Raw genomic sequence first — 25,237 nt, forward strand, 5'->3', positions numbered from 1 at the left:
AGCATCCCCAACTGCCCGCCGTGCCTGGCGGCTGGGACGGATCACCCCACAAGCTCCAGTCATCCAAGCACCGCACCCACCCGGACAGCGAAAGGGCACGACTGCATGTCCAGCATCCGAAACCCCCGTACCCGTCTCCTCGGCGCCGCCGCGACCGTCGTTCTCGCCGCGCTCTCCCTGACCGCGTGCAGCGACGGGACAGGCGCCCACGACGAGGGCGCCGCGGCGACCACCGGCACGACCGCACCGCCCTCCACCACCAAGAGCCCCTCTTCCGGCGCCGGTTCCTCAAACTCCGGCTCCAACTCCTCCTCCGGCTCGGACTCCTCCGCGGGCTCCTCGAATGCCTCGGGCTCCTCCAACGCCACGCCGGCCGCCGATTCGAGGTCCACACCGACTCCCGCGCCGAAGGCGCCCGCCTCCTCCGGCAAGCCGGTCACCTGCGAGGGGTCCAACACCAAGACGGTCGCGGCCCCGCTGAACCGCCCCGTGAACCACATGCTGCTCACGGTGACCAACACCGGGAGCAAGAGCTGCTACCTCTACGGTTACCCGGCCGTCCGCTTCGGGGAGGCCCAGGCCGTGCCTCCGGTCATCGAGGAGTCGCAGCCGCAGGCGGTTGTCACGCTCAAGCCGGGCGAGTCCGGGTACGCGTCCGTGAACTTGTCCGCCGCCGACGGCAGCGGCACGAACGGCCACACCGTGAAGTCCCTGACCGTCTACTTCCGCGGCCCCTCCGGCAACGAGAGCGTCGGTACCGGCGCCCACCCGTCGCTGCCCGTGAACGGCGTCTACGTCGACGACTCGCTCAAGGTCACGTTCTGGCAGCAGTCGATGGACGACGCCATCGACTGGTGACATCGCCCCGGGTAGCCACCGCGCACGTGAACGGCCCCTGACCAGGTGCAATGGTCAGGGGCCCGTTCCACGACCCCGCGTCTGTTCGCCAGGAACGGGAGTGGCCTGGTGGTAGTACATCCGCCAACCGGAAGCGTCATCCAGCTTCCGCCAGATCGAACTTCTTCGCGCTCGCCGTCCGTCGAGCGTGGTTTCGTAGGTGAGATGCACCAACCCGGGTGCCAGGACGGTGCCTGTCATGCCCGTGGGTTCATATTGCGGGCCACCCTCGTCCGCACCCTGCATATCCGGCAGTGCAGAAAGCATCGCCTCACGGTCCCACCTGCGCCCCGAGGCACCCACCTCTGTAAATTCCGGATCGAGAAGCTGATCCGCAAGTGCCCTCGACGCCCGGACGCCGGGACTCATCAGTTGCAATTCTCGCGCGATCGCCTCAGCCACGCTGTCCGTGTCCATGCTCATCGGATCATCATGGCCCAGCTGCCCTCGGCGCTCGCAAGCGGAATAGCCACCAACCGTCCCAGGTACTACGGCTACTGGTCGACGCGGCTCCCCGGCACCGGGCCCCTTCGTCACCCGGGCAGAGCCTCGTGGCGTACTCGCCACCCGTTATGCAATTTTTAAATCGCATACTTGGAGTGTGGCTGATGACGACGTCGACTTCCTGCCCGGCGATGACCCCACCAGCGGTATCTCCGTCACCCTGACCACCGGAACTTTGCAGGCGATCCGTGAGCGGGTCGGCAAGCGGGGCGTCTCGGCGTACCTGGAGAAGGCGGCCCAGCGGCAGATCGAGCGGGACAACCTGGACGAGCTGATCTCGGACTTCGACAAGGTGCACGGCCCGGCCGACCCCGAGGCCCTGGCCGCCAAGCACGCCCGGCTGACCGGCGGCGCCTCTGTTGGGGCGGCCGAGTGAGCCGTGCCCTGGTCCTGGACAGCGAGGGCCCGGAGAAGGCTGTACAGCGTGATCGGGAAATCCACGAGTGGCTGACGGCGGCTCGCGACGCGGACCTGCCAGTGATCACCTCAGCCGCAGTGCTGGTCGAGGTGATCCACCCGAAGATCAACGACGTCGCACTGGTTCTGGCGGGAACCTGGCACGCGTCCGGCACGAGTCATTCGTCGTCGCACCTCTCATCTCTCCGCCCAGGTCGCGGACCTCGATGCGTGCGCCTTCCTCCCACGTGAAGACTCTGGTGATCCCAGCGGTCACCCAAGGGTGCGTTCCGCAGTTCAACCCGGCTTTTAGCGTGGGGCTCGTTGCGGGCGCTGCCCCCTCCGGAACAACGAAGAGACCACCCATCCGGCTGGAGTGGTCTCTTCGTTCTGGGGCCTGTCCGACGGGTCGCGTCACCGACCCCGCGCCCGCCAGCGCTGTCACCCGAATGGCGCAACATGGCGTGCCGCCCACATGGGTGAAAGCCACGCTGGCTAGTGCCCCAACCGAGGCATCCGTGAAAGGGGAACCAAATGCGCATTCGACGAAGCCTCGCCGCCGTCATCGCCACGGCAGCCCTCGCCGGACTCGGCCTCACAGGCGCCGCCACCGCCACCGCCGCGACCGCACAGGGTGCCCCGTCCTACGTCACCCCTTCTCAGTGCGAGCAGGGCGGCGGGACGCCCATGATCAATGAGCCGGGCAACCCCTGCAAGGGCGGTAAGTACGACGGGCAGCCGGTCGACTAAACCCCACAAGGCGCCCCGCAGCCACGCGCCGCGGGGCGCTCCCGCGCGAGCGTAAGTCCGCTGCCATGAGCTACTCGCTTGGTGCGCATCGAGTGGTTCCGGGAGGGGAGCCGGCATCCGGAGGCGGACGACGCTCACAGGCGGGGGCTGCTCCTCCTCCGCGATCCACCGGTCCAGAGCTTCAAACCGGGACGGCGCAGCATCGCTCATGTCGATATTAGCGCGCGGAAGGTACCACCTAGCCGAATTCGCCGTCACGCACGCCCCGTTGGAACGCTGCCCACTCCTCTGCGGTGAATCGCAGCGGCGGCAGTTCCCTGTTGTTTGAATCACGGACCGCAACCGCCCCGTCGCCGAGGTCTGCGACCTCCACACACGTCTTTGTCCACCTGTTGGTGTAGCTGCTCCTGACCCAGTGCACATCAGTCAGGTCCACTGCGTACAGCTCAACCTTTGCTGCGTCCACCATTGGATCTCCTGCGGATATCGAATCGGACGTTCTCTTTTCAGCATCACCCTGATGGCCCAGATGTGCACCAGAAAGCAGCAACCCGACAAAACGCCGCCAGTCCGAAGGTGACTCTCGACGGCCCGCTTCCTGCGAAGGGAGCGCCGTTCCGGCGCAGCACCTTCGGGCGGAAGTGGCGACGGGCGTGTGAGATCGTCGGCATGTCCGAGGGCTTCCGGTTCTACGATCTCCGCCACACGGGGCACACGCTGTCCACGCGGTCCGGTGCCACCCTCAAGGACACGATGGTGCGCGCCGGGCAGACCTCCGAGAATGAGGTGGCGAGAAGGCGGCCGACAAACCTTCTGGCACGAATCTGGCACGCGGCGAGTGATCGCCGCGGAAAGCAAAAAGGCCCCGGTCTCTGACCTGGGCGTTTCTCATGGAGCGGGTGACGAGAATCGAACTCGCGCTCTCAGCTTGGGAAGCTCAGGTAAATCTCGGGTCGGTCGCCGCCCTGACGTGCAGCCGAGAGGTCTCGGGCTGCGGCCAGTCTCTGTGGCGATCCCCGCTGTTCCCCGTGGTTCCCCGCCCGATCTGGCACGGGTCTGGCGCGCCTCTCCCGGTCATAGCTGACACCAGGTACCATGCTTTGCATGGAACCTGACGATGCAGCCAAGCTTGCTGGGGGCAAGGCGGAGAGCCAGCTGCGCAAAGGGGTGCTCGAGTACTGCGTGCTCGCGCTGTTGCGGGACGGCCCGCGCTACGGGGTGGAGCTGCTGGAGGCGCTCGGCGCGGTGGATGTGATGACCACCAGCCAGGGCACCATCTATCCGCTGCTGTCGCGGCTGCGCCGCGACAGCCTCGTGGACACCCGCTGGCAGGAGTCTCCCAGTGGACCACCGCGCCGTTACTACGAGTTGACGGCCACGGGGCAGGCCGCCCTCGCCGAATTCGCCACCGTGTGGCCGCGCTTCCGTGACGGCGTCGACCACTTCATCGCCCCCTGACAGCCGTCTCATCACCCGGCCTGCTGATCCGCCGACCGAGAGGGAAAGCCACCATGAAGACCGCACAGCATCCGCTGGTGAAGAATTACCTGGCCGCCGTGGCACGTGAGACGGCCGAACTCGACGAGGAGCACCGCAATGAGCTGATCGCCGACCTGGACGAACACATCGCCGTCGCCCTGGCCGAGGAGGCCGACCCCGATGACCAGGCGATCCGCGCCGTGCTCGCGCGCCTGGGCGACCCCCGCTCGATCGCGGCCAGCGCGCTGGGAGAGAGCCCTGCCGCAGTACCCGCCCGCCGTCGTCACACCGTCGTGCCTTTGGTGCTGCTGGCACTCGCAGGGATAGCCACGGTCACCGCACCCGCGGTGGGTGTCGTCCTGGCGATCGTGGCCGTCGTGGCACTGTGGGCGACCCCGCAGTGGCAGACCCGCGACAAGGTGATCGGCACGGCAGCCGCCCTGCTGGTGCCGATCCTGCTCGCGCTGCTCGGCCTCCTGCTCGGCCTCGAGACCGCCACCAGTGGCGTCGCGGGGGGTGAGTGGACGATCCTCGCAGCGGCCATCTCCCCCTTGGCCATCACTGCGGTGACCTGCGTGTACCTGGTCCGTGCCGGACAGCACCCCGCGTGACTCCAGCTCCAAGGACCTGGTCACCCAGACGGCTACCGCAGGTCGGCCCAGTCACGGGCCGACCTGCGGTAGCCGTCCTTGAGGGCTGCTTTTGGGGAGGCCGTCAAGCCTCACTAAGTAAGCGCTGGAGCTTTAGCAAGCATCACAGCGGCCTCTCAAGTGGCTTCTGCCACATCCATGGCATCGGCCCTGCCCAGCCAACGCATGGTCGGCGCGTTGGGCCTGGCTGCAGCCGCGCGGGCGGCACCTCGTCTTGGAAATCGTCTGTGCCTCAGCCAGCGGAAGTCAGCCACGACGGCGGGCGCGCCGACCGATCAGGTGCGCGTGTGTCTCACTGGGCCCCGCCGGCCTCAGCCACGCTGCCGGCTTTGTGGCCTCGGGCTGAGTCAAGCCGTCTGCGTGATGGGCGGGTTGGGAGTGAAGGCCCGGTCGTCGCGTAGGAGGGCCCACAGCCCACTGGTGCGGCGTCGTGCGAGGGCGATGACGGCCTGGACGTGTTTGCAGCCCTCGCCGCGTTTCTTGAGGTAGTACTCCCGGCTGGGGGCATCACGGATGATGCTGGTCTGCGCGGAGAGGTAGAAGACTCTGCGTAGGCAGCGGCTGTAGCGCTTGGGGCGGTGCAGGCTGCCTGTGCGGCGACCGGAATCGCTCAGCAGCACCAGCGCGCCCTTGCGGGCCGAGTAGTCGAAGGCCCGCTCCAGGGCGGGGAACATGCCGGTGAGCACGTCGCGAAGCCGGTTGACCGTCCGCACCCGGTCGGTGACCAGGTCAGTGCGGTGAGCGGTCAGTAATGCGAGATCGGCGGCCGGCTGCGCGGGCACGCCGAGGGTGGCGAAGTCCCGCCGGTGACGCTCTGCTCGGTCGACGACTGCATGCTGATGATCTCGGAGCTGGTGACCAATGCGATCCGCTACGGACGGTCGGACGAGGAGTGGCTCGTACGGGTGGAATGGTTCCGGGAGGGGGCTTCGCTGCGGGTGGAGGTGCACAACCCGGTACTCCCGGCGAGCGTGCGTCCCGCCGGCCGGACGCCGACGACACGCACGGGCGCGGTCTGCTCCTGGTCGACTCCATTGCCGAATCCTGGCGCTCCGGGCCGAGCCGCTTCGGGGGAACGGTCGTCTCCTTCGTGATGGCCGATGCCTGGCCCTACTCCGACGAGGACCCGCAGCGCGAAGTCGCCGCCGGGCTCGGCGGCCTCGTTCGCGCCGAACGTGCGAAGGACCGCAAGAACGATCCCGTGCACCGCAGGGCGGAGCCGTCCGAGAGCTGATGGTGCGGTCGTGGTGCGGCACCCATCCGCTGGTCTGGACAACAAAGAACCCCCGGGTCTCTGACCTGGGGGTTTCGCATGGAGCGGGTGACGAGAATCGAACTCGCGCTCTCAGCTTGGGAAGCTGATGTTCTACCATTAAACTACACCCGCGTAAGACGCCGACCGGAGTTCGGGTCCGGCGCTCACTGTACCCCATCCCCGGCCCCCGGTGCTCGAACCGTGGGGCCGGCGTGCGTTCCCGAAAGGGGGAGCGGCGCTGCGGGGGAACGGAGTTGGGGCGTACGGTGGGGGTGCGCGGCTGGGGTCCTGTGGGGCCGGAGTGCCGTCTGGTGGCACGTCTCTTTGATCCCGTACTGTGGCTTTTGTCGTCAGGCGGCGAGAGGCCAGACGCGGTTCTGGGGAAGGGACTTAAGGGACTTGATGGAGCGCACCGTCGTCCGTTGTGCCGAGGGGCACGTGTTCAGTACCGCTTCGTTCCCGATGCAGCAGGCCGAGCGGCTCGGCCCCGGCCGGCTCATGAGGTGTCCACGGTGTGCCAGGCTCCGCAGTGTGGTGCCTGTGGGACTTCAGAAGCGGTAGCGGCGGCTCAGCAGCGGCAGCGGCAGCAACGCGGTACCGGCGCGTGGAGTCGTCCTGATTGTGGGGGCTCCGCGCGCCTTGCGTATCCTCGCTACGTGCTTCTCTCAGACAAGGACATCCGGGCCGAGATCGACGCCGGGCGGGTGCGGATCGATCCCTTCGACGAATCCATGGTGCAGCCGTCGAGCATTGATGTGCGGCTCGACCGCTACTTCCGGGTGTTCGAGAACCACCGCTACCCCCACATCGACCCCTCCGTCGAGCAGCCCGACCTCACCCGGCTCGTGGAGCCGGAGGGGGACGAACCGTTCATCCTGCACCCCGGCGAGTTCGTCCTGGCGTCGACGTACGAGGTCATCTCGCTTCCCGACGATCTCGCCTCCCGGCTGGAGGGCAAGAGCTCGCTCGGGCGGCTCGGGCTGGTCACCCACTCCACCGCCGGGTTCATCGACCCCGGCTTCTCCGGGCACGTGACCCTGGAGCTGTCGAACCTCGCGACCCTGCCGATCAAGCTGTGGCCCGGGATGAAGATCGGCCAGCTGTGCATGTTCCGGCTCAGCTCGCCCGCCGAGGCCCCGTACGGCAGTGAGCGCTACGGCTCCCGGTACCAGGGGCAGCGCGGTCCCACCGCCTCCCGCTCCTACCTCAACTTCCACCGCACGCAGGTGTGAGAGGCGCCCACGACATGACCGAGATACGAGAGAACCTCAGCTACGAGGACTTCGGCATCGCCGTGCGCGAGCTCGCGCAGACCATCGCCGACGACGACTACGAGCCGGACATCGTGCTCAGCATCGCGCGCGGCGGTGTCTTCGTCGCGGGCGGTCTCGCCTACGCCCTCGACTGCAAGAACATCCACCTGGTCAACGTCGAGTTCTACACCGGTGTCGGGACCACGCTCGAGATGCCCGTCATGCTCGCGCCCATGCCGAACGTCATCGACTTCTCCGACAAGAAGGTCCTGATCACGGACGACGTCGCCGACACCGGCAAGACGCTCAAGCTGGTCCGCGACTTCTGCCTGGACACCGTCGCCGAGGTGCGCAGCGCCGTCATCTACGAGAAGTCCCAGTCGCTGGTGAAGTGCGAGTACGTCTGGAAGCGCACTGACGACTGGATCAACTTCCCGTGGAGTGTTTTGCCTCCAGTACATAGGTCAGGGGAAGCGGTCAAGCAGAACAAGGAAGCGCTCTGACCTGCTCTATTGCCCTACAGCGGGGCGCTGGGGCCACTGGAGTACGTGGTGAGCTCCTAAGCAATCTTGAAAACCGTCGTGGCGCGAGCCACCGTGGGTTCAAATCCCACACCCACCGCAGTGATGGAGAGCCTCTGACCAGCTGGTTCGGTCGGAGGCTCTCCTCGTTCCTCCTCGCCGCGAGCGACCGTGGTTCCCCGCGATTCCCCGCCTGATCGGGCACGGAAGGGGCACGGTTGTTCCGTGCATGAGCATGGGCAGGCAGAGGGATCGCATACTGGCGTCATGCTCTCGCCACAGCGGTTCCGGGATGCCCAGCACACGAAGTACCACTTCATTGATCATGTGCTCGTGCGCTGTCCGAAGTGCGCTGGGATTGCACACGTTGCCCCGGTGGCTGAGGACGCGGTTCCCTCGGTGTTCGCGCGCCGCCGTCTCGTCTGTAGGGCGTGCGGTCTGTCGCGAGATGTCGCTGGGGGAGGGTTCCGCCTCTTCCGGGGGCGAGGCGAAGCGACAGACCCCTACTTCGGTCTGCCGTTGTGGTTGCAGGCAGAGATGCGACACGGCTGGCTGTGGGCCTACAACCCGGAACACCTGGAGCTGATCCGGAAGTTCGTACAGGCGCCGTTGCGTGAGCGAGCCCCATGGGATGCGCAAGTAAAGAAGATGACGCTCGTCGCGCGGCTACCAACCTGGATCAAGAGTGCGAAGAACAGGGATGAGGTTCTGCGCGCCATCGACCGGATCCGGTTGTCCCTCGCCTGACCAGCTCAACCACACACCTACCCCAGCTCCCATCCCGTTCGCCGTCGACCCACACACCGTGGAGCGGGCGTGGTTCCTGGCGTCCAGGTGGAGCGCGCCACTGTACGAACGACCTGGACGCCAGGGGCCGCGTCTGCTCGGCTCCGCCTGGGTCGACGGTGGACGGGATGGGAGCTCCCCACGCACGCCCCTAGAGGCCCGCAGCCGGGAACGGCGCCCCCTCCATCCCGGTGCCGGCCGATCCCCCGCCGGAGGCATCATCTTGTACCCGCGGATGGCATCCCGCCCTTGCCCGCATGCACGCAGCGCGCCGCCGGGCGCGGCCAGCCGGGGCGGAGACAGGAGGCAGGCCGCGCCGCAGAGGCGGCGCGCGCCCGCGCCGTGCGCGGGCCTTGATGAGGTAGAGAAATCTGTAACAGCTCAGGCGCGTAGCGGCTCAGGAGCCGGTGTCTCGTCGCTGAGATCGTGTTCGGCTGGCCGGGTGGGCCGCTGGGCAAGCCAACCAGAGACACGCGGTCCGCCGTTGACGGCGCTGCCTTCGAGGACGGTCCTCACATGCTGGAAGCCTTGATCCAAGTAGTACCGCTGTAGCCGCGTGTTGGTGGTCCACGCGTCGAGTCGCAACCACTTTGCGCCCGCGCGGTACGCGCGATCGCCGGCCCAATCGAGCAGCACACCACCGAGGTTCCGACCTGCGTAGCCTCGCGCGACCGTCAACTTGTTGATGAACATGGAGGGCTCGTCCAGTTCCTCCGCGGACCACAGCCCCTCCTCCGCTTCCGGGGTAAGGGTGATAGTGCCAGCGGTGCATTCGCCATCCCGCAGCATGAAGACCGTTCCGGCCTCGATCGTGGCCAAGAGGCGGTTCGCCGGGTAGGGACGACTCCACTGGTCACTGCCGAGTTTGCTGATCCACCCCGCTGCTTCCTTCCGGAAGGTGAGCAACAGGTCGAGGTCTGCCGGTGTGGCGTTGGTGATTCTCACTGGGCTTCGTTCTCATCCCGGGCGGACAGGTCGCCGATCTCGTAGTTCATGCGGTTGAGGTCGCCGCGGAAGGTGGTGACTGTGCACCTTACGGGTCGCTCGGTCGTGTAGCCGGTGCGCGTCCAGATCAGGACAGGGACCCCCCTGCCGATCTCCAACAGACGCTCCTCCTCGGGAGTGGGCATACGAGTGGAGATCTCGTCCGCGTACCCGACCTGCTCAACGCCTAGGCCGGCGAGATAGCGGGTGGTGCCCTCGTCGATGTCTCCCGGGTCGGTCAGTCGGGGTGCCTCTTGCACCAGCCAATCCGGGTAGTGCGTGGCCTGCGTCGACCACGGCACGTCATCCACGAAGCGATGGCAGAACCGGAGTACTGACCGAGAGCCTGCCTCGACCTTCAACCGTTCGGCGACGTCCCCGGGGGTGGTCGTCACCTCCACCCGGAATGTCTGGTGAGGGCGACGGCCAGCGTTCGTCACGTCGGTTGAGTAGGCGTCGCCGTTCTGCGGGAAAGTCAGGTTCTCGAACCGGGAAGCGTTCAGCTTGAACACCTCGTGCTTCCGCACTTCGTAGCCCAGCCCCTGGCTCGATGTGATGAGTCCCTGGCTCACGAGCGCGCCTAGACCTGCGCGGACGGTGTTCCGGGACGCGTCGAAGCGGATGGCCAACTCGGCCTCCGACGGCAGCCGAGCCCCAGGCGCGTACGTGCCGTTGTCGATCTCACGACGCAGCGCGTCGGCCACTTGTTGGTACTTCGGCTGCTTACTCATTGCTCCATCATGACGCACCAAGCCAACTTGTTGGTACATGTGCCGCAGAAGTGCTTGACGCCTCACTCTCCATGCGTCAATCTCTAGGTGTCAGCTTGTACCAACAAGTTGAGCAAGGGGTCCAAGAGGCCCAACTCTGACGTGCTCAGGAGTGAGCTATGCCTTCGTTCAAGATCGACACCTCGACCGCTGTGGTGTTCGTGGCGACCGCGCCGACGCCGAAGCTGGCCAACGCGAAGACGGGTGAGCGTGCGATGGACCGGGAGACCGGTGCCGGCCTGTCGACGGTGGGCCTGCTGGTCTCGGACGACGGGGAGGGCAACCTGTACCAGGTCACGATCCCGGAGACCGGTTACCCGGAGGGTCTGGCGCCGGGTATGCCGGTGAAGGTGATCGGCCTCAAGGCGCGTGACTGGGAGAACGAGTTCAACGGCCAGAAGCGGCACGGGATCTCGTTCCGCGCGGTCGCGATCACCTCGGTGGCCTGACCATGGGCGACCTGACGATGTGGCTGGAGGCCACGGGCGCCCTCGCGGGGGCCGGTGGTCTGGGCTACGCGAAGGTCCGCGCGCCGCGGGTGTACTGGTCGCTGGTCGGGTTACCGGTCACCTGGGGCCGGTTCACCTGGAACTACGGCTCCACGATGGACGTCTGTGGGCTGACGGTGCAGCCGTCGCGGCTGCGGGCGTTCGTGACCCGGAACGTGGCTCGCCGGGAGGTGCGGCCGGTCCCGCCGAAGGTCCGCCGCATCTCGCCGACGTCGACCGGTCTGCGGATCACGCTGCGCCTTCCGGCCGGCCTGGAGCCGGCGGACATCGTGGCTTCGTCCGAGCGGCTTCGGCACGCCTTCGGGGTGCAGTCGGTGTCCGTGCTGGAGACCAGGCCGGGGTATGTCGAGCTGCGGATGACCGGGTACGACGTGCTCCGCCGGGTCCGCATGCCGCGTGCCGCCCGCGCCCGTGACCTGGTCGTTCCGGTCGCGCTGCGCGAGGACGGCACGGTCTATGAGCGGGACTACCGCAAGGTCCCCATGGCCTTGACCCTGGGCGCCAACCAGTCCGGCAAGTCGATGTATCAGCGCAACTTGATCACGGGCCTGGCTCGCCTGCCGGTCGGCCTGGTCGGGATCGACTGCAAGCGCGGTGTGGAGCACAACCGGTACGCGCCCCGCCTGTCGGCCCTGGCCACCGACCCGCAGACGGCCGGGACCCTGATCGACGCGCTGGTCGGCGAGATGGAAGACCGCTTCGACCTGCTCGCCCTCTACGGCGTCTCGGACATGTGGGACCTGCCCGAGAAGGAGCGGCCCATTCCGCTGGTCGTCCTGATCGATGAGGTGGCGGAACTGTTCTGGGTGACCTCCAAGAAGGAGGAGCCGGCCCGCGACCACACCGTCATGCAACTGGTCCGCCTCGGTCAGATGGCCCGTGCGGTCGGCATCTACCTGGAGGTCTGCGGGCAGCGTTTCGGGTCCGATCTCGGCAAGGGAGCGACCGCGCTGCGGGCTCAGCTCACCGGCCGGGTCGTGCACCGGGTCAACGACAAGCAGACCGCCGAGATGGGCTTGGGGGACATCGCCCCGGACGCGGTGGCTGCGGTCACCACGATCCGGCCGGACCGTCCCGGCATCGCGGTCGCCGGTGACTCCTCGGGCCGCTGGTCCCGCATCCGCACCCCGGAGATTACCCCCGACGAAGCAGCGGCCGTCTGCCGTGACTTCGCCGACCTGACACCGGAACTGCCGTTCCTCGCCCCCTTCCGGCCCGTCTCCCGACTCGCATCGGATGCGGAGACCGTGCCGGCCCTGCCCGTCACCACGTAGTTCTCACCTGCTCACCGGCCGGCGCGACCGCTTCGCGCCAAGTCCCTACCCCTGCCATGCCTGAAGAAGGGAGATCCACCGCCATGTGTGAGTCCGTCGACGACTTCCACCGCACCGTGTCCCTGCTCGTGGCCCTGGCCGTGTACACCCACGTCCCCGGCGCCGACCCGGAGTTCATCGACGCCGTGGGCCCCGCCCTGTCGGCCTCGCTGCCCGAGCCGCCGCCCGGCGTCTTCCCGCCCGGCTTCGACCCCAACGACGGCCCCAAGTACCCCGGCGAGGGGTGGTGACCGTGACCGTGCGGAAGACCACCACCCGCGGCAAGACCACCGTGCCGGAACCGGCGAAGTGCTCGGTCTGCCACGGCACCGGAGAGGTGTCCCGCACGGTCCGAGTCGGCCGTAAGCATCGCGCGGTCGGCGAACAGGCGGGCCTGTGCCTGAACTGCCTTGGCTCCGGCAACGCCCCCGCCGACTGAACCCGCCGGACAGGGGCGGGCGACCTGATCCCCGCTCCCACCCGGCCCAACTCCTCAAAGGAGGTGAAGACCGTGAACCGCTCGATCCGTCCCGACGCCGTGCTCATTCAGGCTGTGATCGCCGGAGCGCTGTCCTTCGCCCACCTACACGACCTGGCCGCCGCTGCCGGACAGTCCGGCTGGAAGGCATGGGCCTACCCGATCTCCGTTGACCTGCTGTTGGTCGCCGCCTGGCGCCGGCTGCGCGCCGGCCGGGACCGCTCCTCCTGGACCTGGTTCGCCATCGCCCTAGCCGCCTCGCTCGGCGCCAACATCGCCACCGCGGGCCTGCTCGACCTGGACCACGTGCCCGCCTGGCTCCGCATCCTCGTCGCCGGCTGGCCTGCCCTGGCCTTCCTCGGCGGAACCCTCCTGGTCCACGCCCCCACCCCGGCCCCGGCCACCCCGGAACCGGCCCCGGAGCCGGACCGCGAACCGGCGGCGCCGGAAGTCGAGATGCACCGCACCGACACACCCGCCCCGGCCCCGGCCTCCGCCCCGACGGCGGAACTGGACCCGCCCTCGGTCAAGCCGCCCGCTTCTGGTCCGGCGGTCCCGCCGGCCCTGCTCGACCACGCCCGATCGATCGCCGACGCACACCGGAACACCACGGGTCAGCCGATCACCGCCGACGCCCTTACCGCCCGGCTCGGCCTGCCCGCCCCGACCTGCCAAGCGATCGCCGCCCAACTCCAACTCACCTGACACCCGAAGGAGGTTCAACCGTGCGCCCGAACCGCTTCTACGACGTGATCCGCATCGGGCCTGTCCAGGTCGGCACCTACCACAACGGCCGTGGCCAGACCAGGCACACCGCCGCCTGCACCGCCCCCGGCTGCGGCTTCTCCACCGAGCACCGCGACCGCTCGGCCGCCGAACTCGCCGCCCGCACCCACCGCTGCAACGCCTGACAGGAGGTAGATCCCGTGTTCACTCCGAAGTACCCGCCCCCGGACACCGCCCCCGCGGCCCCGGCCCCGGCGCCCGTGACCGACACCTCGGCCACCACCACGCCGGCCCCGGTCCCGGTTCCCGCCTCGGCCCCGGCTCCGGTGGTCCCGGCCCCGGCCTGGCCCACCGTCCAGCTCACCCCGGGCAGCGCGCTCGCCCTCGCGGCCGGCGGCGGCGCCGTCGTCCTCGTCGTCGGCGCGGTCCTCGTCTCCATGCTCCTCGCCGTCGCCATCACCGGCATGTCCGTGGCGGTGTGCGCCCTCGTCGTCCGCTCGCTCATCAGCCAGGAGAGGAAGCGCTGACATGGGCCTCTTCGGCCGTAAGAGCAACGACGCCCCGACCAACCCCGAGATGGCCGAACTGGGCCGCGAGTACGCCATCGCCAAGCGCCACGGCGACCGCAAGGCCGTCAACCGCATCAACCGGCAGATCGGCACCGCCGACATGAGCGACAACGACCACGCCTCGTTCGAGCAGGGCCGCCAGTCCTACGACGCGATCCCCCCGGTCACCCCCAAGCGCCGCACCCGCCGACGCTGACGGCCCCCGGAGCGGCCTCAACCGCCAAGTTTCCGCCGCTCCGGGCGCCTTCCCACCTTCCAGATCCAACGGACCCGAAAGGGAGATCCCATGATGCCCCAGCGCGCCCAGAACACGCGCGTCTGCCGCGACTGCGACGGCTTCGCCTCCGTCGCCATCACCACCGGCACCCGCCACAACGACGGCACCCGCGCCACCCTCCGCGTCACCTGCCCGACCTGCAAGGGCACCGGCCACACCACCCCCGCCGCCGACTTCGCCCGCGCGGGGAGGTGACCGCCGTGGCGCTCCTCGACTGGCGCTCGCCCGAGCACTTCGACCACAGCGGTGACAAGCCGTGCGTGATCTGCACCAAGCCCACCCCGCTCCGCTCCGACCGCGGCAAGCCCGTGCACAAGGTCTGCGCCGAGGAGTGGATCGACCGCCACCCGCCCAAGGAGGACAAGAAGTGAAGTCCTTGACCGCCTCAGCGCACCTGGAGCCGGACAGCACCAGCCGCGTGAGCGTGTTCGGCGTGACGGACGACAGCGGGCCCTTCGTCAGCCTCCGCATCGGCGGCGAGCGGGTCGACATCGCGCTCATCGCCCGACCGGGCACCGCCGACGCCCTGCGCGCCCTCGCCCGTGCCGCCGACGAAGCCGCCACGGCCCTCGACCAGATCGCCGACACTGCCGCGGACGGTGACGCGTGACCGACACCGCCACGATGGCGGGCCTGGACCCGGCCACCCTCGCCGACGTGCTGAGGCTGGCCGGGTCCACCGGCTTCGACCGCATCCAAGACCAGATCCGCCGTACCGGCGGCTGCACCGACCCGATTCATCTCCAGGGCGCCACCGTCACCCGAGACCGCGTGACCGGGCACGTCCTGCACTCGTACACGACCGACACCGAACCGGGTGGCGTCCTCCGCGTCGCGTGCGGCAACCGCCGGGCCTCGCGCTGCCCGGCCTGCGCCTGGACCTACGCCGGGGACACCTACCACCTCATCCGCGCAGGCCTCGTCGGCGACCCCGACAAGGGCACCCCCGAGACGATCCGCGACCACCCGCGGGTGTTCGCCACCCTCACCGCCCCCTCGTTCGGCCCGGTCCACAACCGGCCCGGCAACCGGCCGTGCCGCTGCGGCACCCACCACGCCGAAGACGCCCCCGAACTGGGCACCCCGCTCGACCCGGACACCTACGACTACGCGGGCGCCGTGCTGTGGAACAACCACGCATCCGACCTGTGGCGCTACTTCACGATCTACCTGCGCCGCGAGATCGCCCGCCGGGCCGGCCTCACCCAGAAAGCCGCCCGCGAACAGTCCCGCGTCTCCTTCGGCAAGGTCGCCGAATACCAAAAGCGCGGAGCCGTCCACTTCCACGCCGTGATCCGCTTCGACGGACCCGAGGGACCCGACGACCCCCCGCCGGCCTGGGCCACCCTCGACCTGCTCACCGACGCCATCCACGCCGCTGCCGCCCGCGTGGCAGTCGACGTGCCCCCGGCCGGGGACCAACCCGCCCGCACACTGCGGTGGGGCACCCAGCTCGACGTACAGCCCATCGGCGCCTTCGGCCACGGCGAAGAGATCACCGAACAGGCCGTCGCCTCCTACGTGGCCAAGTACGCCACCAAAGCCGCCGAAACCACCGGCACCGTGGACCGCCGCATCGGCAACAAGGAAGCCCTTGACCTGCTCGGCGTCCCCGAGCATCCAGCCCGGCTCATCGCTGCATGCCTCGACCTGCACGCGCTCTACCCGGACCGGAAGTTACGGGACTGGGCTCACATGCTCGGCTTCCGCGGCCACTTCTCCACCAAGTCCCGCCGCTACTCCACCACCCTCGGCGCTCTCCGTCAGGTTCGCGCCGACTACCGCGCCGCCCAGCAACGCGAAGCCCTCGGCCTGCCTGACCCCGACGACGAGGACGCAGCGACCACCCTCACCCTTGCCCACTGGATCTACGCCGGCCACGGCCACACTCCCGGCGAATCCTGGCTCGCCGCCAACATCCGCCGTGACATCCAACAAGGCCGCGAGATCGCCCGCGAGCAACTGACAGGAGGTGGGCTCAGTGAGGACGGAAGGTAAGGAGCATCGATGCAGGAGGGATGTGGCAGCTCCGGAGATCATGACGACTGAGGAGTGGGTAGCCATGCATCTCCGGCGGGCTCCACAACGCGATGAGGAGTGGGCTCGTCGCGTACTGATCCTCCATGGCCGCAGCTAAGGGGTTGTGTGAGTGAGCGTTTTCAGCGTTGCCTCTCCAGGGTGAGGACAGCTTTGGTGATGACAGTCATGCACAGCAACCCCACAGCGGGCCGTCGATTTCGAGACAGCCGTTCGGCACCCCCTTGAGCCCACGACCCCGGTCCGGCCGAACCCGAGGACTGCGAAGTGGAATCTCAAGGCCGAAGGGTCGCTCAGCATTATGCGGAGCAGATCTCTGGCACGGAGCCATGCCTGCGATGAAGCCCGACTGCGGTATTCGAGATTTCGGACTGAAGCCGACGGATCACGCCTGCCGGACCAGGTCCCGCATGCGGAAGTCCCATCTCTTGCCCCGGGCGCCCTGCAGGGAGCCCGCTGACGCATGACCGGTTAGCCGGGTGTCCCTGCCATGGAGTCATGAAATGGTAATTGAGTGCTGATCAGAAACAATTCAGCCGCTCTCCTTTCTTTACCCCCCATTGGCTGACTCCTTGCCGAAGTGGAGATGTGGATGCCTGCCAGTCCCGGCCGATGCTCAGTGCTGTCCGTCGTCGTGCTCGCGATCCTCGTGAGTGGCTGCACCGCCTCGACCAAGGGAACGGAGTCGGCTCATGCACAAACAGCCCCAAGCGCGCACAGCACGTGCCACCCCGCTGTCGAGCAGGGCCAACTCCCGGCGTGGGCCCGCAGGGGCTTCTCGGGGACCAGTTCGACGCGGCACATCGTCGGTGACAACGGCGAGATCGCGGCGGTGCTCTTCGGCTACCCGTACCACGCTCCTGCTGGCAACGGTCGCGCGAACAAGATTCTCTGGGTCGCGAAGGAGTCGTCGGGCGGCCAGGACTCCCCGGACGCCAAGTTGACCATCAAGGCCACGCTAACGGGTTCCGGCCAGGTGGTGTCACGTTCGGTAGCCGGCGGGCCGGGCCCCTCACTGATCGACATGCCGAAACCAGGCTGCTGGCAGTTCACCCTGTCATGGCCGGGCCACACCGACCGTGTCGACATCGAGTACCTCGTCGGCTGAGAAGCAAATCCGAACAGCATTTACTGATCGTTTTCAGCGTTGTCTCTCCAGGGCGAGGACAGCTTTGGTGATGACGGTCATGCGGTTGGGGCTGATCCGGGACCTGCGGAAGATCTGCCAGGACTTCAGCCGTGCCATGCCGCGTTCGACTGGTGCTCTCGCCGCGGCCAGGGCCCGGTTGACGGTGCGCTGGGTGTGGGTGAGTTCACCACCCGGTGGCCGTTTGAGTCCGGTGGTGACCCAGGGGCCGGCACCTTGGTAGGCCCGGTCGGCGAGGATCGGGACACCCTGGCGTTCGCAGATCCGGATGATGCGGTGGGTGCGGGCTGCGGTCAGGTCGTGGGTGCGGCCCGGCAGCGCGGGCGAGATCCACAGGACCTCACCGGCGGGGTCGGTGACGACCTGGACGTTCACGCCGTGCCGGCGATGCTTGGCCGAGTAGTCGGCTCGGCTGTCGCCGACGCGGTCGCACTCGGCGAGGGTCCCGTCCAGCAGGACGAACTCCGGATCATGTTCGCGCAGAGTCTTGATCAGGCCCGGGGCCCGTTCGGCGAGCAGGGCGGTCACGGCGGTGACATACGCGTGGGCGGTGCCGACGGATATCCCGAAGCCGGATGCGAGCCGGGTAAGGGTGTCGTGGCGGCGTAGGTACACCAGAGCGACGAGCGCCCGCTGGTGCGGCGGGAGTTTGCACCGTCGGTCACCCTCACGGGTCACGATGAGCATCGTGACCCACTCGACGAGGGCATGCGGGAGGTCGAGTGCGGCAGGATAGGGAACCAACAGGGCTCCTGTGCCGATGGGTTGAGACTTCGAACACCTCCCCCAACGGCCCGGGGGCTTTGTACGTTGCGGCCCTCACCTCGACCTCACCGGCGTCACCCGACCGGTGGCCACGCTGAAAACGCTCAGTGAAAGGGGTGCGGGCTGATGGAACGTCTGACACCCTAGGCGCAGCAACGATGCTGCTTGTGTGGGGGACTTGGGGTTGGCCACTTGGATCTTGACGGGAGCTTTGGCTCTCCTCGTAGCTGCGATCCAGACCTATTGGAAATGGGTCACGCGTAAGACGGCGAGTAGCCATGGGCTGAAAAAGGACGATTGGGTCTTCTATATTGACTGGACCGTCACTTCTGCCGTTGCCCTTTGTTATTCTTTGATCGACGCATCCTTGAAGCATAAGCCTGTTGAGCCAATGACGGTCAGTATTGCTCTGATTGTCGGAATTCTCGGTGTCGGGATGCTGCCCAACTTTGTTCGTGATCTTTGTTATGACGCGAGCGGAAACATAAAAGGGTGGAAGCATATTGTCGGCCTGGATCTAGCTGGCATGGCTTTCTTGTTCTCCTCGGTCGTCGCGGGAGTGAAGACGTATGGAGCCTAGGGAACCTCGCGGCCAGAGCAGGGCGGTGCTAGTTTTGTCTGTGGTGAGTTCAGGGGCTTCCGTAGCCGCGGCTGTCGTGTCTGGCGTTATCAACATCCTGGATGTCCGACATGGAGTGGCGCTGCTCATTGCTGTCCCTGTGGTGGCCGTTGCCGTCATTTCTGGCGTGATTGGCCTAGTTCTCAAAAAGTCGCGTACTGAGAGGTAGAGGCTCAAATTATCGCCACACCGGCTCGATCAGGCCGGGGTCGAAAATGCGCCGTCCCCGCCCTGCCGGGTGAATGATCACGGCCGACAGGCTGTGCAAGGTGATTTCCTGTTGGCGCTCGATCGGCAGACCGAAGAACTCGTCAACCGTCAGGTTCGCCGCATCGCCCTTGGTCTCCGCCTGCCTCTGTTCCTTGTAGAAACGGGCGCGCTCCAACTTCAGCTCGTCGCGCAAGCGCTCTTTGGCGGGCAAGAGCTGCAGGAGAGTGGAAACGGTGATCTGTTTCGTCCTCTCGGCCTCGACCAGTTGGGCGATGTCTTCGTTGACTTGCTCCAAGTCGGGCTCTCGCGGCCAACGTTGGTCGGCCGGGGCAGCCGTCACCAACGCTCGTGAGCGCTGCTCCTCAAGCACGAGTTGAGCTATCAGCCGGTCAACGGGTTCGCCGATGCGGGCGACTTTGCCGCAGCCACCATTCACCACCGAGCACTGATAACTGAACTTCGCCGCCTTTGACCCTGGCTTCCAGCGTTGGTTGACCTGGCCCCGGATCTTCGCCTTGCACAGGCCGCAACGAGCGACCCCTGAGAGCAGATACTTACGAGCGAGCGACCTGCCAGGGTGCTTCTGCTTCCGCTCAGCGACGGCGGCGCACACTGCTTCCCAATCTTCGAGAGTGTTGATTGTTTCCCACTCGCCCATGACGGGCTGGCCGTCGTCGCCGTAAAGGATCTCGCCGTGGTAGGTCCGGTAGCCGACGAGCCTGGGATTGGTCAGGATTTGCTCGACCCCGTGGTGAGCCATCCGCTTGGTGCCTTCCCGAGGGTTACCCAAGCCCTGCTCCTGCCACCGGGTGCGAATGGTGCCGATGCGGACGCCGGCAAGGATCTCGCGCTGTGCCTCGCGGATCGCCTTGGCCGCCTCCGGGTCGACCTTCGTGCGATCGTCCTTTCTCCATCCGTACGGTGCTGGCCCGCCGCTGTCCTTGCCCTGCTGGGCCAACTCCAAGTGCTTGCGCTTGATACGGCGTGAGGCGTCGTGTGACGACTTGTTGGCGAACGCGACCATGATGCGCGCCATGGTGCGGCCGTCCGGCGTCCCGAGGTTGATGTCGTTCGTGATGGTGGCGAACTCCAGCCGTGGACGCTCGTCGTAGATCTCGATGAGGCGTTCAAGGTCGCGTGGCTGTCGAGTCAGTCGGTCAAGGTCGTACGCCACGATGCCGTCGATGAGGCCGGCGCGGAGATCCTTCAACATCAGCTCGAACTCTTCGCGCACGACGTTGCGCTTGAACGCGGATACGTCGTTGTCCTCGTAGACCTTCACGGCCTGCCAGGATCGGAGATCTGCTAGACGCTCGCAGTCCTGTTGCTGTCGCCCGACACCGAGCGCTTCGCCTTCGTCGTCCCGCGAGATGCGGGTGTAGATCCCCACCCTGCGTGCCACGTTCGGCCCTCCCCTACCTCCTGAGCAGGGGTCAGGTTACTACTGTCATCCAGTTAAGTCAGCCTGGTCCGTGCTGCCCCCGTGCCGCAAGGCCGGCACGCCGATCACGCCCTCGAAGGACGCCCTGTAGCGAGAGGCCCCGCGGCAGCGTCGAACGCCGTACGGCCCCGCAGCGTCTGCCGCTGCGAGGCCGTACCTGTGCCTGGTCCGGTCAGGTGGTGGTCAGGTGCTGGTCAGCGCGGCCTGGCCGCGGTCGGCCTTCGTCGGGCCGGCGGCGGAGGGCCGGACGTCGAAGTCGAACATGGCGGTGGGGACGTACAGCGAGCAGCAGGCGTTGGGGATGTCCACGATGCCGCTGATGCGTCCCTCTATGGGCGCGGAGCCGAGCAGCAGGTAGGCCTGTTCGCCGCTGTAGCCGAACCGCTTGAAGTACTCGACGGCGTTGAGGCAGGCCCGCCGGTACGCCAGCGTCGCGTCCATGTAGAAGTTGGTGTCCGTGTCGTGGTCGACGGAGACCCCGATGAAGCTGATGAACTCCGTGTAGCGCGGCTCGACGTTACCGGGCATGAACACCGGGTTGGTGGTGATGCCGTACTTCTCCATGCCGCCCTTGATCAGGTCGACATGGAAGTCGATGAAGCCGCCCATCTCGATGGCGCCGCAGAAGCTGATCTCTCCGTCGCCCTGGCTGAAGTGCAGGTCGCCCGCGGAGAGCTTGGCGTCCTTGACGTACACGGGGAAGAAGGCCCGCGAACCACGGGTCATGTTCTTGATGTCCTGGTTGCCGCCGTTCTCACGGGCCGGCACCGTGCGTGCGCCTTCCTCGGCGATGCGGGTGGCGATGTCTCCGGTGGCCGTTCCGGCGAGCGCGTGGGTGGCGTCCGGAGGGATGGCGAGGGGCGGAACCCGGTTCGGGTCGGTGTCGATCAGCGCCTTCTCACGGGCGTTCCAGCGGCCGAGCATCTCGGCGGACGGGGCCGTTCCGAACAGTCCGGGGTGGGTGATCCCGGTGTAGCGGATGCCGGGCAGGTGACGGGAGACCGCCTGCTGGCCGTGGAAGTTCCAGATGGCCTTGTAGGAGTCCGGGAAGTAGTCGGTCAGGAAGCCTCCGCCGTTGGCCTTGGCGAAGATGCCGGTGTAGCCCCAGCCCTGGCCCGCCGCGTCCCCGCTCTGCTGCGGCACGGGACCGAGGTCGAGGATGTCGACGACGAGCAGGTCGCCGGGTTCGGCGCCCTCCACGCCTATCGGCCCGCTGAGCATGTGGGGGATGGTCAGGTCGATGTCGCGCACGTCGTTGGCGGAGTCGTTGTCGCCGATCTGGCAGTCGGTCCAGTCGCGGCACTCGATCCGGAACTCCGCTCCCGGCTTCACCATGGTGACGTTGGGAATGTCGGGGTGCCACCTGTTGTGACCGGGAACGTCCTGCTCACGCATCGACTTGCTTTGGTCCACACTGAAGATGATTTCGGGCATGACAGCTCCTCACTTGTGATCCGGTGACGTTGGAGGGCCCGTACCGCTGGCCGGCGGAGCGGCTTGGGCCGGCTGAGGGGACTGATGGGTGCGCGGCCACAGCCCCACGAACATCAGCACGCCGAACACCCCCAGGGCGATGGCGGTCTCGGTGGGGTGCTTCCAGTAGCCGGAGAGCAGCAGCCCCGCGGGAATGACACCGGTGACCCAGCCCTCGATCGCGGTGATCCAGCCCGTATAGGTCGTGAGGTGCTCCTTCTTGAGACCGAGCAGCAGGAAGAACAGGAGCCACAGCAGAGCCCAGTAGAGCCAGATTACTCCGAAGGGATAGTCCTTCAGGAGCCGGAAATTGACGTACGAATATCCCAGCGCGGCAATTGCCACAAACAATGAGTAGTAGCCGACCCCGGTGGTGTCGAGGTTGGCGAGAAGGCCTATACCCACATACAGGTAGGTGAATCCGAACAGGTAGAGGCCGGATGCCGCCAGGATCTTCTTGGGGTCGTCGCCGGCGGTGAAGATGAGATAGGTCGGCGTCAGTACCTGCAGTGTGCCTACGAAAAGATTGAACACTGCTCCTGACCGGGCATCGACCTTGCCGAGAAGCAGCAGCCCATTGATGAAGAGCACCGCACCGACAAAGAGCAGTCCCACATTCCCCACGATGACGCACCTCCTGACCCGGAGGGGGATAGAGACAAGTCAGGGGCGCGGCAGCCGCGAGAGCGCGGGGTGCGGTCGCCGTTCCGGCCTTGTGCGCGAGGGCACTTCGGAAACCACTGCCGGGGCCTCACGGGCCTGCTCCTCCCGTTCGCGGAGGGCGGCGGACACGGGCGAAACCGATGACAGGCCGGGCGCGGAGTACACGCGCCGCGCAGCGTTCGTGCAGACAGGGCAGCCATGCGTCCTGGGGGCCGTTCCGATCGTCAGTTTCACATCGAAAGGGCCGCACTGGCTGCACAGATATTCGTAAGTGGCCATTATCGCTCCGGAAATCGCCGACGCTTACGAAACGATTGGCGGCGCGCCTGGAAAAGCGTGTGCCGCGGATGTTTCCTCTCTTCAAGGAGACGTCTCGTCAATGGGCGTGTCAAGTCGGGGCGGGTCGCCCGCCGCTCTCTTGCTCCGGCACGGCCGGCGACGTGCGCCAAGGACCGCCGGAAGTCGGCTGAACCGAGCGACCGCGTTGATCAGTCGGATGCCGCGTGGTACCGCGAGAAGATCCAAAACGTGCGGGAGTAATGGACCTTGGACATGCCGTGTCCGCTGCGGCCTCGAAGCCCGCTGTGAGCCGACTCACTCCGAATTTTGCTGGACGGTTGCAACCGAGACCTTTAGCTTCGGTAAATAGATTGATTTTCCCTTGTGCGGAGGCATCGGTGCCTCGCATAGTGTCTCGCAGAAAACCAAGGAGGGCGGATCGGTGAGCAACATGGACGCCGTGTGGGTACGAGGCGTGAACGGCATTCAGTTGCATCACGTGACCGACCTCCAGGACGCCGGCAGGTTTTTGGGCAACGCGGCGATGGCCCTGCGGGCCGCACACGTCAGGACCGGCACGGACCAGTACGCCGGTATCGCCACCGAGCTGAAGAGCCTGGTGGAGCGGGTGCGGGAGCTGGAGGACAAGGCACGGTCGACCATGCAGGACCTGCACGCCACCGACCCCGAGCGGTTCGCCCGCTGCCGGGACGGCCACGAGCCGTGGCCCGGCGAGATCCCGGCGGGGTTCATACCGCGCCACACCTGCAAGGACCAGTGCCTCTACCACGACCGAGGCGTCGTCGAGGCCGTCATGCAGTGCACCTGTGGGCAGCCGCCGTGCCGGGCGTGTGAGATCGGCGGCAAGCTCTGACGGGCTGAGTCGAGCGAAGACGAGCGAAGACCAGCAGAGACGAGCGAAGACCAGCAGAGACGAGCAAGGGGCCCGGCGCATCGCCGGGCCCCTTGTGTGCTGGTGGGCTGCTGGAAGGCCGGAATGCTAGAACGTACCGAGCTTCACGATCGACAGCAGGGCGATGAGCTGGATCGCCGAGGCGCCCAGGGCCTTGGGCCAGGGCAGGTCGTGGGAGCGGCTGACCATGAGGGTCAGCAGGGCGCCGCACGCGACCCACGTGGCCCAGCCGAGCAGCTGGACGAAGCCCGCGTCACCGCCGAGGAACATCGCGACGAGCAGACGCGGCGCGTCCGTGACCGACATGATCAGCATGGACAGGCCGACCGTGGGCTGCCAGGCCCCGTCGCCACCGAGCTGGCGGGCCAGGGTGTGGGTGACCACACCGAGGACGAAGGCGCTGATCACCAGCGCCACGGCGGTGATCAGGACGATCGGGATCGCGTTGGTGAGGGTGGCGTTGATGGCCTCCTCACGGGCGCCGTCGAAGCCGAAGACCGCGAGCAGCCCGTAGAGGAACGTCACGATGAGGGCGGGGCCCCACATCGTGTAGTCGCGCATCTGGAGGAAGGTCTGGTTGGGGGACAGGACTATGCCCCGCAGCAGGTCCGTCCAGTGCAGTCGGGGGCCTATCGGGCCGGCCGGCGCGGAGCCCGCGCGGTAGGTCCCGCTCTGGTTGTAGGGGTCCTCGCCGACCGCGAAGGCCTGGGTGTGGCCGGGGTGGTCGGCCGCGTACGGGTCGGGGCCGCCCTGCGGGTGCCCGCCGCCGAAGTACTCCGGCTCGCCGTAGCCACCGCCGTCGGCCTGGGGCCACTGGGCACCCCCGCCTCCGTACGGCGGCCGCTGCTGCGGGTACGGCTGCTGCGCCGGGGGATAGCCGTACGAGGGGGCCTGGGGTGCCTGCTGCCCGTACGGAGGTCGTTGGGTCCGCGCCTGCGGGGCCCGGTCGTTCCGGCCGCCGCGTCCGCTCCTGAATCCAGCCACGTCATCGAACGTACCCGAGCCCGCCGAATCGCGTGCGGGGCCCGGGTGTTCCGGCAGGGCTTTGGGTCCGAGCTGTGACATCCCCTAAGGGGCGTTCCGGGCGCTTCTCAGGGGCGTTCCCGGGATGCCCGCAGGCACCGCTTCCCGGCTCGCGAGGCGCTGAGTGGCGGTCCGGGGACCACCGGGCAGGATGGGACCATGAGCGTAGTCAAGATCAACGTATTGACCGTGCCCGCCGAGCAGCGCGAGACGCTGGAGAAGCGGTTCGCCTCCCGGGCGCACGCGGTCGAGAACTCGGACGGGTTCGAGTGGTTCGAGCTCCTGCGCCCTGTCGAGGGCACCGACACCTACCTCGTCTACACGCGCTGGCGTGACGAGGAGTCGTTCCAGGCCTGGATGGAGGGGCCGATGAAGTCCGCGCACCAGGGCGCCGGCGCGGGCGAGGGAGGGGAGCGGCCGAAGCCCGCGGCCTCCGGTTCCACACTGTGGTCGTTCGAGGTCGTGCAGCAGGCCGCGCCCAAGAGCGCGTAGCCCGGGCGCGCAGCCCTCCCGGAGACACCCCCGCAGACCGCTCCCGTGAACACGGCGA

35 protein-coding genes, 1 tRNA gene and 3 pseudogenes are annotated in these 25,237 nt (G+C 67.4%); 27 read left to right on the forward strand and 12 right to left on the reverse strand.

Annotated features, from left to right (window positions below; genetic code table 11):
* The first annotated feature begins 105 nt into the window (after positions 1 to 105).
* Positions 106 to 858, forward strand: coding sequence for a DUF4232 domain-containing protein (locus tag ACF09J_RS04890; RefSeq protein ID WP_392303946.1), 753 nt, complete (start codon positions 106 to 108; stop codon positions 856 to 858).
* Between the two features lie 54 nt (positions 859 to 912).
* On the opposite strand, the gene ACF09J_RS04895 is transcribed toward ACF09J_RS04890, so the two are convergent.
* Positions 913 to 1,320, reverse strand: coding sequence for a DUF4440 domain-containing protein (locus ACF09J_RS04895; RefSeq protein WP_392303947.1), 408 nt, complete (start codon positions 1,318 to 1,320; stop codon positions 913 to 915).
* A gap of 178 nt (positions 1,321 to 1,498) precedes the next feature.
* Here ACF09J_RS04895 and ACF09J_RS04900 point away from each other — a divergent pair, with 178 nt between their 5' ends.
* The 3 genes and pseudogenes from ACF09J_RS04900 (at position 1,499) to ACF09J_RS04910 (ending at position 2,547) form a co-directional block, all read left to right on the forward strand.
* A complete protein-coding gene (locus ACF09J_RS04900; protein ID WP_392303948.1) occupies positions 1,499 to 1,777 on the forward strand; it encodes a hypothetical protein in 279 nt (92 codons plus the stop codon).
* Positions 1,774 to 1,941: pseudogene (locus tag ACF09J_RS04905) on the forward strand (DNA-binding protein); the annotation flags it as partial. The gene ACF09J_RS04900 and the pseudogene ACF09J_RS04905, both read left to right, overlap by 4 nt.
* Positions 1,942 to 2,331: 390 nt before the next feature.
* The gene (locus ACF09J_RS04910) at positions 2,332 to 2,547 is read left to right on the forward strand and encodes a hypothetical protein (protein ID WP_392303949.1); all 216 of its coding nucleotides are present in this window, start codon (positions 2,332 to 2,334) and stop codon (positions 2,545 to 2,547) included.
* Between the two features lie 238 nt (positions 2,548 to 2,785).
* On the opposite strand, the gene ACF09J_RS04915 is transcribed toward ACF09J_RS04910, so the two are convergent.
* Positions 2,786 to 3,016, reverse strand: a complete 231-nt coding sequence (locus ACF09J_RS04915; RefSeq protein ID WP_392303950.1) for a DUF397 domain-containing protein — start codon at positions 3,014 to 3,016, stop codon at positions 2,786 to 2,788.
* Between the two features lie 134 nt (positions 3,017 to 3,150).
* Between ACF09J_RS04915 and ACF09J_RS04920 the strand changes: the two are divergent.
* The 3 genes and pseudogenes from ACF09J_RS04920 to ACF09J_RS04930 form a co-directional block, all read left to right on the forward strand.
* Positions 3,151 to 3,327, forward strand: a pseudogene (locus ACF09J_RS04920) (site-specific integrase); the annotation flags it as partial.
* A 324-nt stretch (positions 3,328 to 3,651) separates the two neighbouring features.
* Positions 3,652 to 4,005: a PadR family transcriptional regulator gene (locus tag ACF09J_RS04925; protein ID WP_392303951.1), complete on the forward strand. Its 354-nt coding sequence runs from the start codon at positions 3,652 to 3,654 to the stop codon at positions 4,003 to 4,005.
* Positions 4,006 to 4,058: 53 nt separating this feature from the next.
* Positions 4,059 to 4,637, forward strand: a complete 579-nt coding sequence (locus tag ACF09J_RS04930; RefSeq protein ID WP_392303952.1) for an HAAS signaling domain-containing protein — start codon at positions 4,059 to 4,061, stop codon at positions 4,635 to 4,637.
* 386 nt (positions 4,638 to 5,023) lie between these two features.
* Here ACF09J_RS04930 and ACF09J_RS04935 read toward each other — a convergent pair whose 3' ends face one another.
* Positions 5,024 to 5,458, reverse strand: coding sequence for a hypothetical protein (locus ACF09J_RS04935; protein ID WP_392303953.1), 435 nt, complete (start codon positions 5,456 to 5,458; stop codon positions 5,024 to 5,026).
* 33 nt (positions 5,459 to 5,491) lie between these two features.
* Here ACF09J_RS04935 and ACF09J_RS04940 point away from each other — a divergent pair.
* A pseudogene (locus tag ACF09J_RS04940) lies at positions 5,492 to 5,787 on the forward strand (ATP-binding protein); the annotation flags it as partial.
* 202 nt (positions 5,788 to 5,989) lie between these two features.
* Here ACF09J_RS04940 and ACF09J_RS04945 read toward each other — a convergent pair.
* A tRNA-Gly gene (locus ACF09J_RS04945) sits at positions 5,990 to 6,063 on the reverse strand.
* Positions 6,064 to 6,587: 524 nt separating this feature from the next.
* Here ACF09J_RS04945 and dcd point away from each other — a divergent pair.
* From dcd to ACF09J_RS04960, 3 genes are all read left to right on the forward strand, one after another.
* Positions 6,588 to 7,163: a dCTP deaminase gene (gene dcd / locus ACF09J_RS04950; RefSeq protein ID WP_392303954.1), complete on the forward strand. Its 576-nt coding sequence runs from the start codon at positions 6,588 to 6,590 to the stop codon at positions 7,161 to 7,163.
* A 14-nt stretch (positions 7,164 to 7,177) separates the two neighbouring features.
* On the forward strand, positions 7,178 to 7,687 hold the full coding sequence (locus ACF09J_RS04955; protein WP_392303955.1) for a phosphoribosyltransferase: 510 nt from the start codon (positions 7,178 to 7,180) through the stop codon (positions 7,685 to 7,687).
* A gap of 285 nt (positions 7,688 to 7,972) precedes the next feature.
* Positions 7,973 to 8,452 (forward strand): hypothetical protein, encoded by a 480-nt coding sequence (locus tag ACF09J_RS04960; RefSeq protein ID WP_392303956.1) that lies wholly within the window; start codon positions 7,973 to 7,975, stop codon positions 8,450 to 8,452.
* A gap of 420 nt (positions 8,453 to 8,872) precedes the next feature.
* On the opposite strand, the gene ACF09J_RS04965 is transcribed toward ACF09J_RS04960, so the two are convergent.
* Together ACF09J_RS04965 and ACF09J_RS04970 are read right to left on the reverse strand one after the other, a co-directional pair.
* The gene (locus ACF09J_RS04965; protein ID WP_392303957.1) at positions 8,873 to 9,436 is read right to left on the reverse strand and encodes a GNAT family N-acetyltransferase; all 564 of its coding nucleotides are present in this window, start codon (positions 9,434 to 9,436) and stop codon (positions 8,873 to 8,875) included.
* Positions 9,433 to 10,206, reverse strand: a complete 774-nt coding sequence (locus ACF09J_RS04970) for a GntR family transcriptional regulator (protein ID WP_392303958.1) — start codon at positions 10,204 to 10,206, stop codon at positions 9,433 to 9,435. The genes ACF09J_RS04965 and ACF09J_RS04970 overlap by 4 nt, the downstream gene beginning before the upstream one ends.
* Positions 10,207 to 10,364: 158 nt before the next feature.
* Here ACF09J_RS04970 and ACF09J_RS04975 point away from each other — a divergent pair, with 158 nt between their 5' ends.
* The 13 genes from ACF09J_RS04975 to ACF09J_RS05035 all read left to right on the forward strand — a co-directional run bounded on the left by ACF09J_RS04975 (position 10,365) and on the right by ACF09J_RS05035 (position 17,262).
* Complete coding sequence (locus ACF09J_RS04975) at positions 10,365 to 10,694, forward strand: hypothetical protein (RefSeq protein WP_362350879.1); 330 nt, start codon at positions 10,365 to 10,367, stop codon at positions 10,692 to 10,694.
* A gap of 2 nt (positions 10,695 to 10,696) precedes the next feature.
* Positions 10,697 to 12,028, forward strand: coding sequence for an FtsK/SpoIIIE domain-containing protein (locus ACF09J_RS04980; RefSeq protein WP_392303959.1), 1,332 nt, complete (start codon positions 10,697 to 10,699; stop codon positions 12,026 to 12,028).
* Between the two features lie 83 nt (positions 12,029 to 12,111).
* The gene (locus ACF09J_RS04985; RefSeq protein ID WP_392303960.1) at positions 12,112 to 12,318 is read left to right on the forward strand and encodes a hypothetical protein; all 207 of its coding nucleotides are present in this window, start codon (positions 12,112 to 12,114) and stop codon (positions 12,316 to 12,318) included.
* Positions 12,319 to 12,320: 2 nt separating this feature from the next.
* Positions 12,321 to 12,506 (forward strand): hypothetical protein, encoded by a 186-nt coding sequence (locus tag ACF09J_RS04990; protein WP_392303961.1) that lies wholly within the window; start codon positions 12,321 to 12,323, stop codon positions 12,504 to 12,506.
* A 72-nt stretch (positions 12,507 to 12,578) separates the two neighbouring features.
* Complete coding sequence (locus ACF09J_RS04995; protein WP_392303962.1) at positions 12,579 to 13,250, forward strand: DUF2637 domain-containing protein; 672 nt, start codon at positions 12,579 to 12,581, stop codon at positions 13,248 to 13,250.
* A gap of 20 nt (positions 13,251 to 13,270) precedes the next feature.
* Complete coding sequence (locus ACF09J_RS05000; RefSeq protein WP_392303963.1) at positions 13,271 to 13,456, forward strand: mobile element transfer protein; 186 nt, start codon at positions 13,271 to 13,273, stop codon at positions 13,454 to 13,456.
* A gap of 15 nt (positions 13,457 to 13,471) precedes the next feature.
* Positions 13,472 to 13,798, forward strand: coding sequence for a SpdD protein (locus tag ACF09J_RS05005; RefSeq protein ID WP_392303964.1), 327 nt, complete (start codon positions 13,472 to 13,474; stop codon positions 13,796 to 13,798).
* 1 nt (position 13,799) lies between these two features.
* Positions 13,800 to 14,036, forward strand: coding sequence for a hypothetical protein (locus tag ACF09J_RS05010; RefSeq protein WP_392303965.1), 237 nt, complete (start codon positions 13,800 to 13,802; stop codon positions 14,034 to 14,036).
* A 93-nt stretch (positions 14,037 to 14,129) separates the two neighbouring features.
* Entirely contained in the window at positions 14,130 to 14,312 is a 183-nt protein-coding gene (locus tag ACF09J_RS05015) for a hypothetical protein (protein ID WP_392304172.1), read from the forward strand.
* A gap of 5 nt (positions 14,313 to 14,317) precedes the next feature.
* Positions 14,318 to 14,488, forward strand: a complete 171-nt coding sequence (locus tag ACF09J_RS05020; protein WP_392303966.1) for a hypothetical protein — start codon at positions 14,318 to 14,320, stop codon at positions 14,486 to 14,488.
* Positions 14,485 to 14,727: a hypothetical protein gene (locus tag ACF09J_RS05025; protein ID WP_392303967.1), complete on the forward strand. Its 243-nt coding sequence runs from the start codon at positions 14,485 to 14,487 to the stop codon at positions 14,725 to 14,727. Before ACF09J_RS05020 ends, ACF09J_RS05025 begins: the two co-directional genes overlap by 4 nt.
* On the forward strand, positions 14,724 to 16,115 hold the full coding sequence (repSA, locus tag ACF09J_RS05030; protein WP_392303968.1) for a replication initiator protein RepSA: 1,392 nt from the start codon (positions 14,724 to 14,726) through the stop codon (positions 16,113 to 16,115). The genes ACF09J_RS05025 and repSA overlap by 4 nt, the downstream gene beginning before the upstream one ends.
* A gap of 631 nt (positions 16,116 to 16,746) precedes the next feature.
* A complete protein-coding gene (locus ACF09J_RS05035; protein WP_392303969.1) occupies positions 16,747 to 17,262 on the forward strand; it encodes a hypothetical protein in 516 nt (171 codons plus the stop codon).
* Positions 17,263 to 17,295: 33 nt separating this feature from the next.
* Here ACF09J_RS05035 and ACF09J_RS05040 read toward each other — a convergent pair whose 3' ends face one another.
* Entirely contained in the window at positions 17,296 to 18,045 is a 750-nt protein-coding gene (locus tag ACF09J_RS05040) for a transposase family protein (protein ID WP_392303970.1), read from the reverse strand.
* Positions 18,046 to 18,250: 205 nt separating this feature from the next.
* On the opposite strand from ACF09J_RS05040, the gene ACF09J_RS05045 reads away from it, so the two are divergent.
* Positions 18,251 to 18,646 carry a hypothetical protein gene (locus ACF09J_RS05045; protein ID WP_392303971.1) on the forward strand — a complete coding sequence of 132 codons (396 nt, stop codon included), beginning with the start codon at positions 18,251 to 18,253 and terminating at the stop codon, positions 18,644 to 18,646.
* A gap of 217 nt (positions 18,647 to 18,863) precedes the next feature.
* On the opposite strand, the gene ACF09J_RS05050 is transcribed toward ACF09J_RS05045, so the two are convergent.
* The 4 genes from ACF09J_RS05050 to ACF09J_RS05065 all read right to left on the reverse strand — a co-directional run bounded on the left by ACF09J_RS05050 (position 18,864) and on the right by ACF09J_RS05065 (position 22,751).
* Positions 18,864 to 20,297, reverse strand: a complete 1,434-nt coding sequence (locus tag ACF09J_RS05050) for a recombinase family protein (RefSeq protein ID WP_392303972.1) — start codon at positions 20,295 to 20,297, stop codon at positions 18,864 to 18,866.
* Between the two features lie 222 nt (positions 20,298 to 20,519).
* Entirely contained in the window at positions 20,520 to 21,770 is a 1,251-nt protein-coding gene (gene fmdA, locus ACF09J_RS05055) for a formamidase (protein ID WP_392303973.1), read from the reverse strand.
* A 9-nt stretch (positions 21,771 to 21,779) separates the two neighbouring features.
* Complete coding sequence (locus tag ACF09J_RS05060; protein WP_392303974.1) at positions 21,780 to 22,433, reverse strand: AmiS/UreI family transporter; 654 nt, start codon at positions 22,431 to 22,433, stop codon at positions 21,780 to 21,782.
* 39 nt (positions 22,434 to 22,472) lie between these two features.
* Positions 22,473 to 22,751, reverse strand: coding sequence for an FmdB family zinc ribbon protein (locus ACF09J_RS05065; RefSeq protein WP_392303975.1), 279 nt, complete (start codon positions 22,749 to 22,751; stop codon positions 22,473 to 22,475).
* 451 nt (positions 22,752 to 23,202) lie between these two features.
* Here ACF09J_RS05065 and ACF09J_RS05070 point away from each other — a divergent pair, with 451 nt between their 5' ends.
* Positions 23,203 to 23,625: a hypothetical protein gene (locus ACF09J_RS05070; protein ID WP_392304173.1), complete on the forward strand. Its 423-nt coding sequence runs from the start codon at positions 23,203 to 23,205 to the stop codon at positions 23,623 to 23,625.
* A 126-nt stretch (positions 23,626 to 23,751) separates the two neighbouring features.
* On the opposite strand, the gene ACF09J_RS05075 is transcribed toward ACF09J_RS05070, so the two are convergent.
* Positions 23,752 to 24,729 carry a Yip1 family protein gene (locus tag ACF09J_RS05075; protein ID WP_392303976.1) on the reverse strand — a complete coding sequence of 326 codons (978 nt, stop codon included), beginning with the start codon at positions 24,727 to 24,729 and terminating at the stop codon, positions 23,752 to 23,754.
* Between the two features lie 117 nt (positions 24,730 to 24,846).
* Here ACF09J_RS05075 and ACF09J_RS05080 point away from each other — a divergent pair, with 117 nt between their 5' ends.
* On the forward strand, positions 24,847 to 25,179 hold the full coding sequence (locus tag ACF09J_RS05080) for an antibiotic biosynthesis monooxygenase (RefSeq protein ID WP_358736997.1): 333 nt from the start codon (positions 24,847 to 24,849) through the stop codon (positions 25,177 to 25,179).
* Positions 25,180 to 25,237 lie beyond the last annotated feature (58 nt).

The sequence above is a fragment of the Streptomyces sp. NPDC014889 genome (assembly GCF_043081205.1).
Classification (GTDB): domain Bacteria; phylum Actinomycetota; class Actinomycetes; order Streptomycetales; family Streptomycetaceae; genus Streptomyces.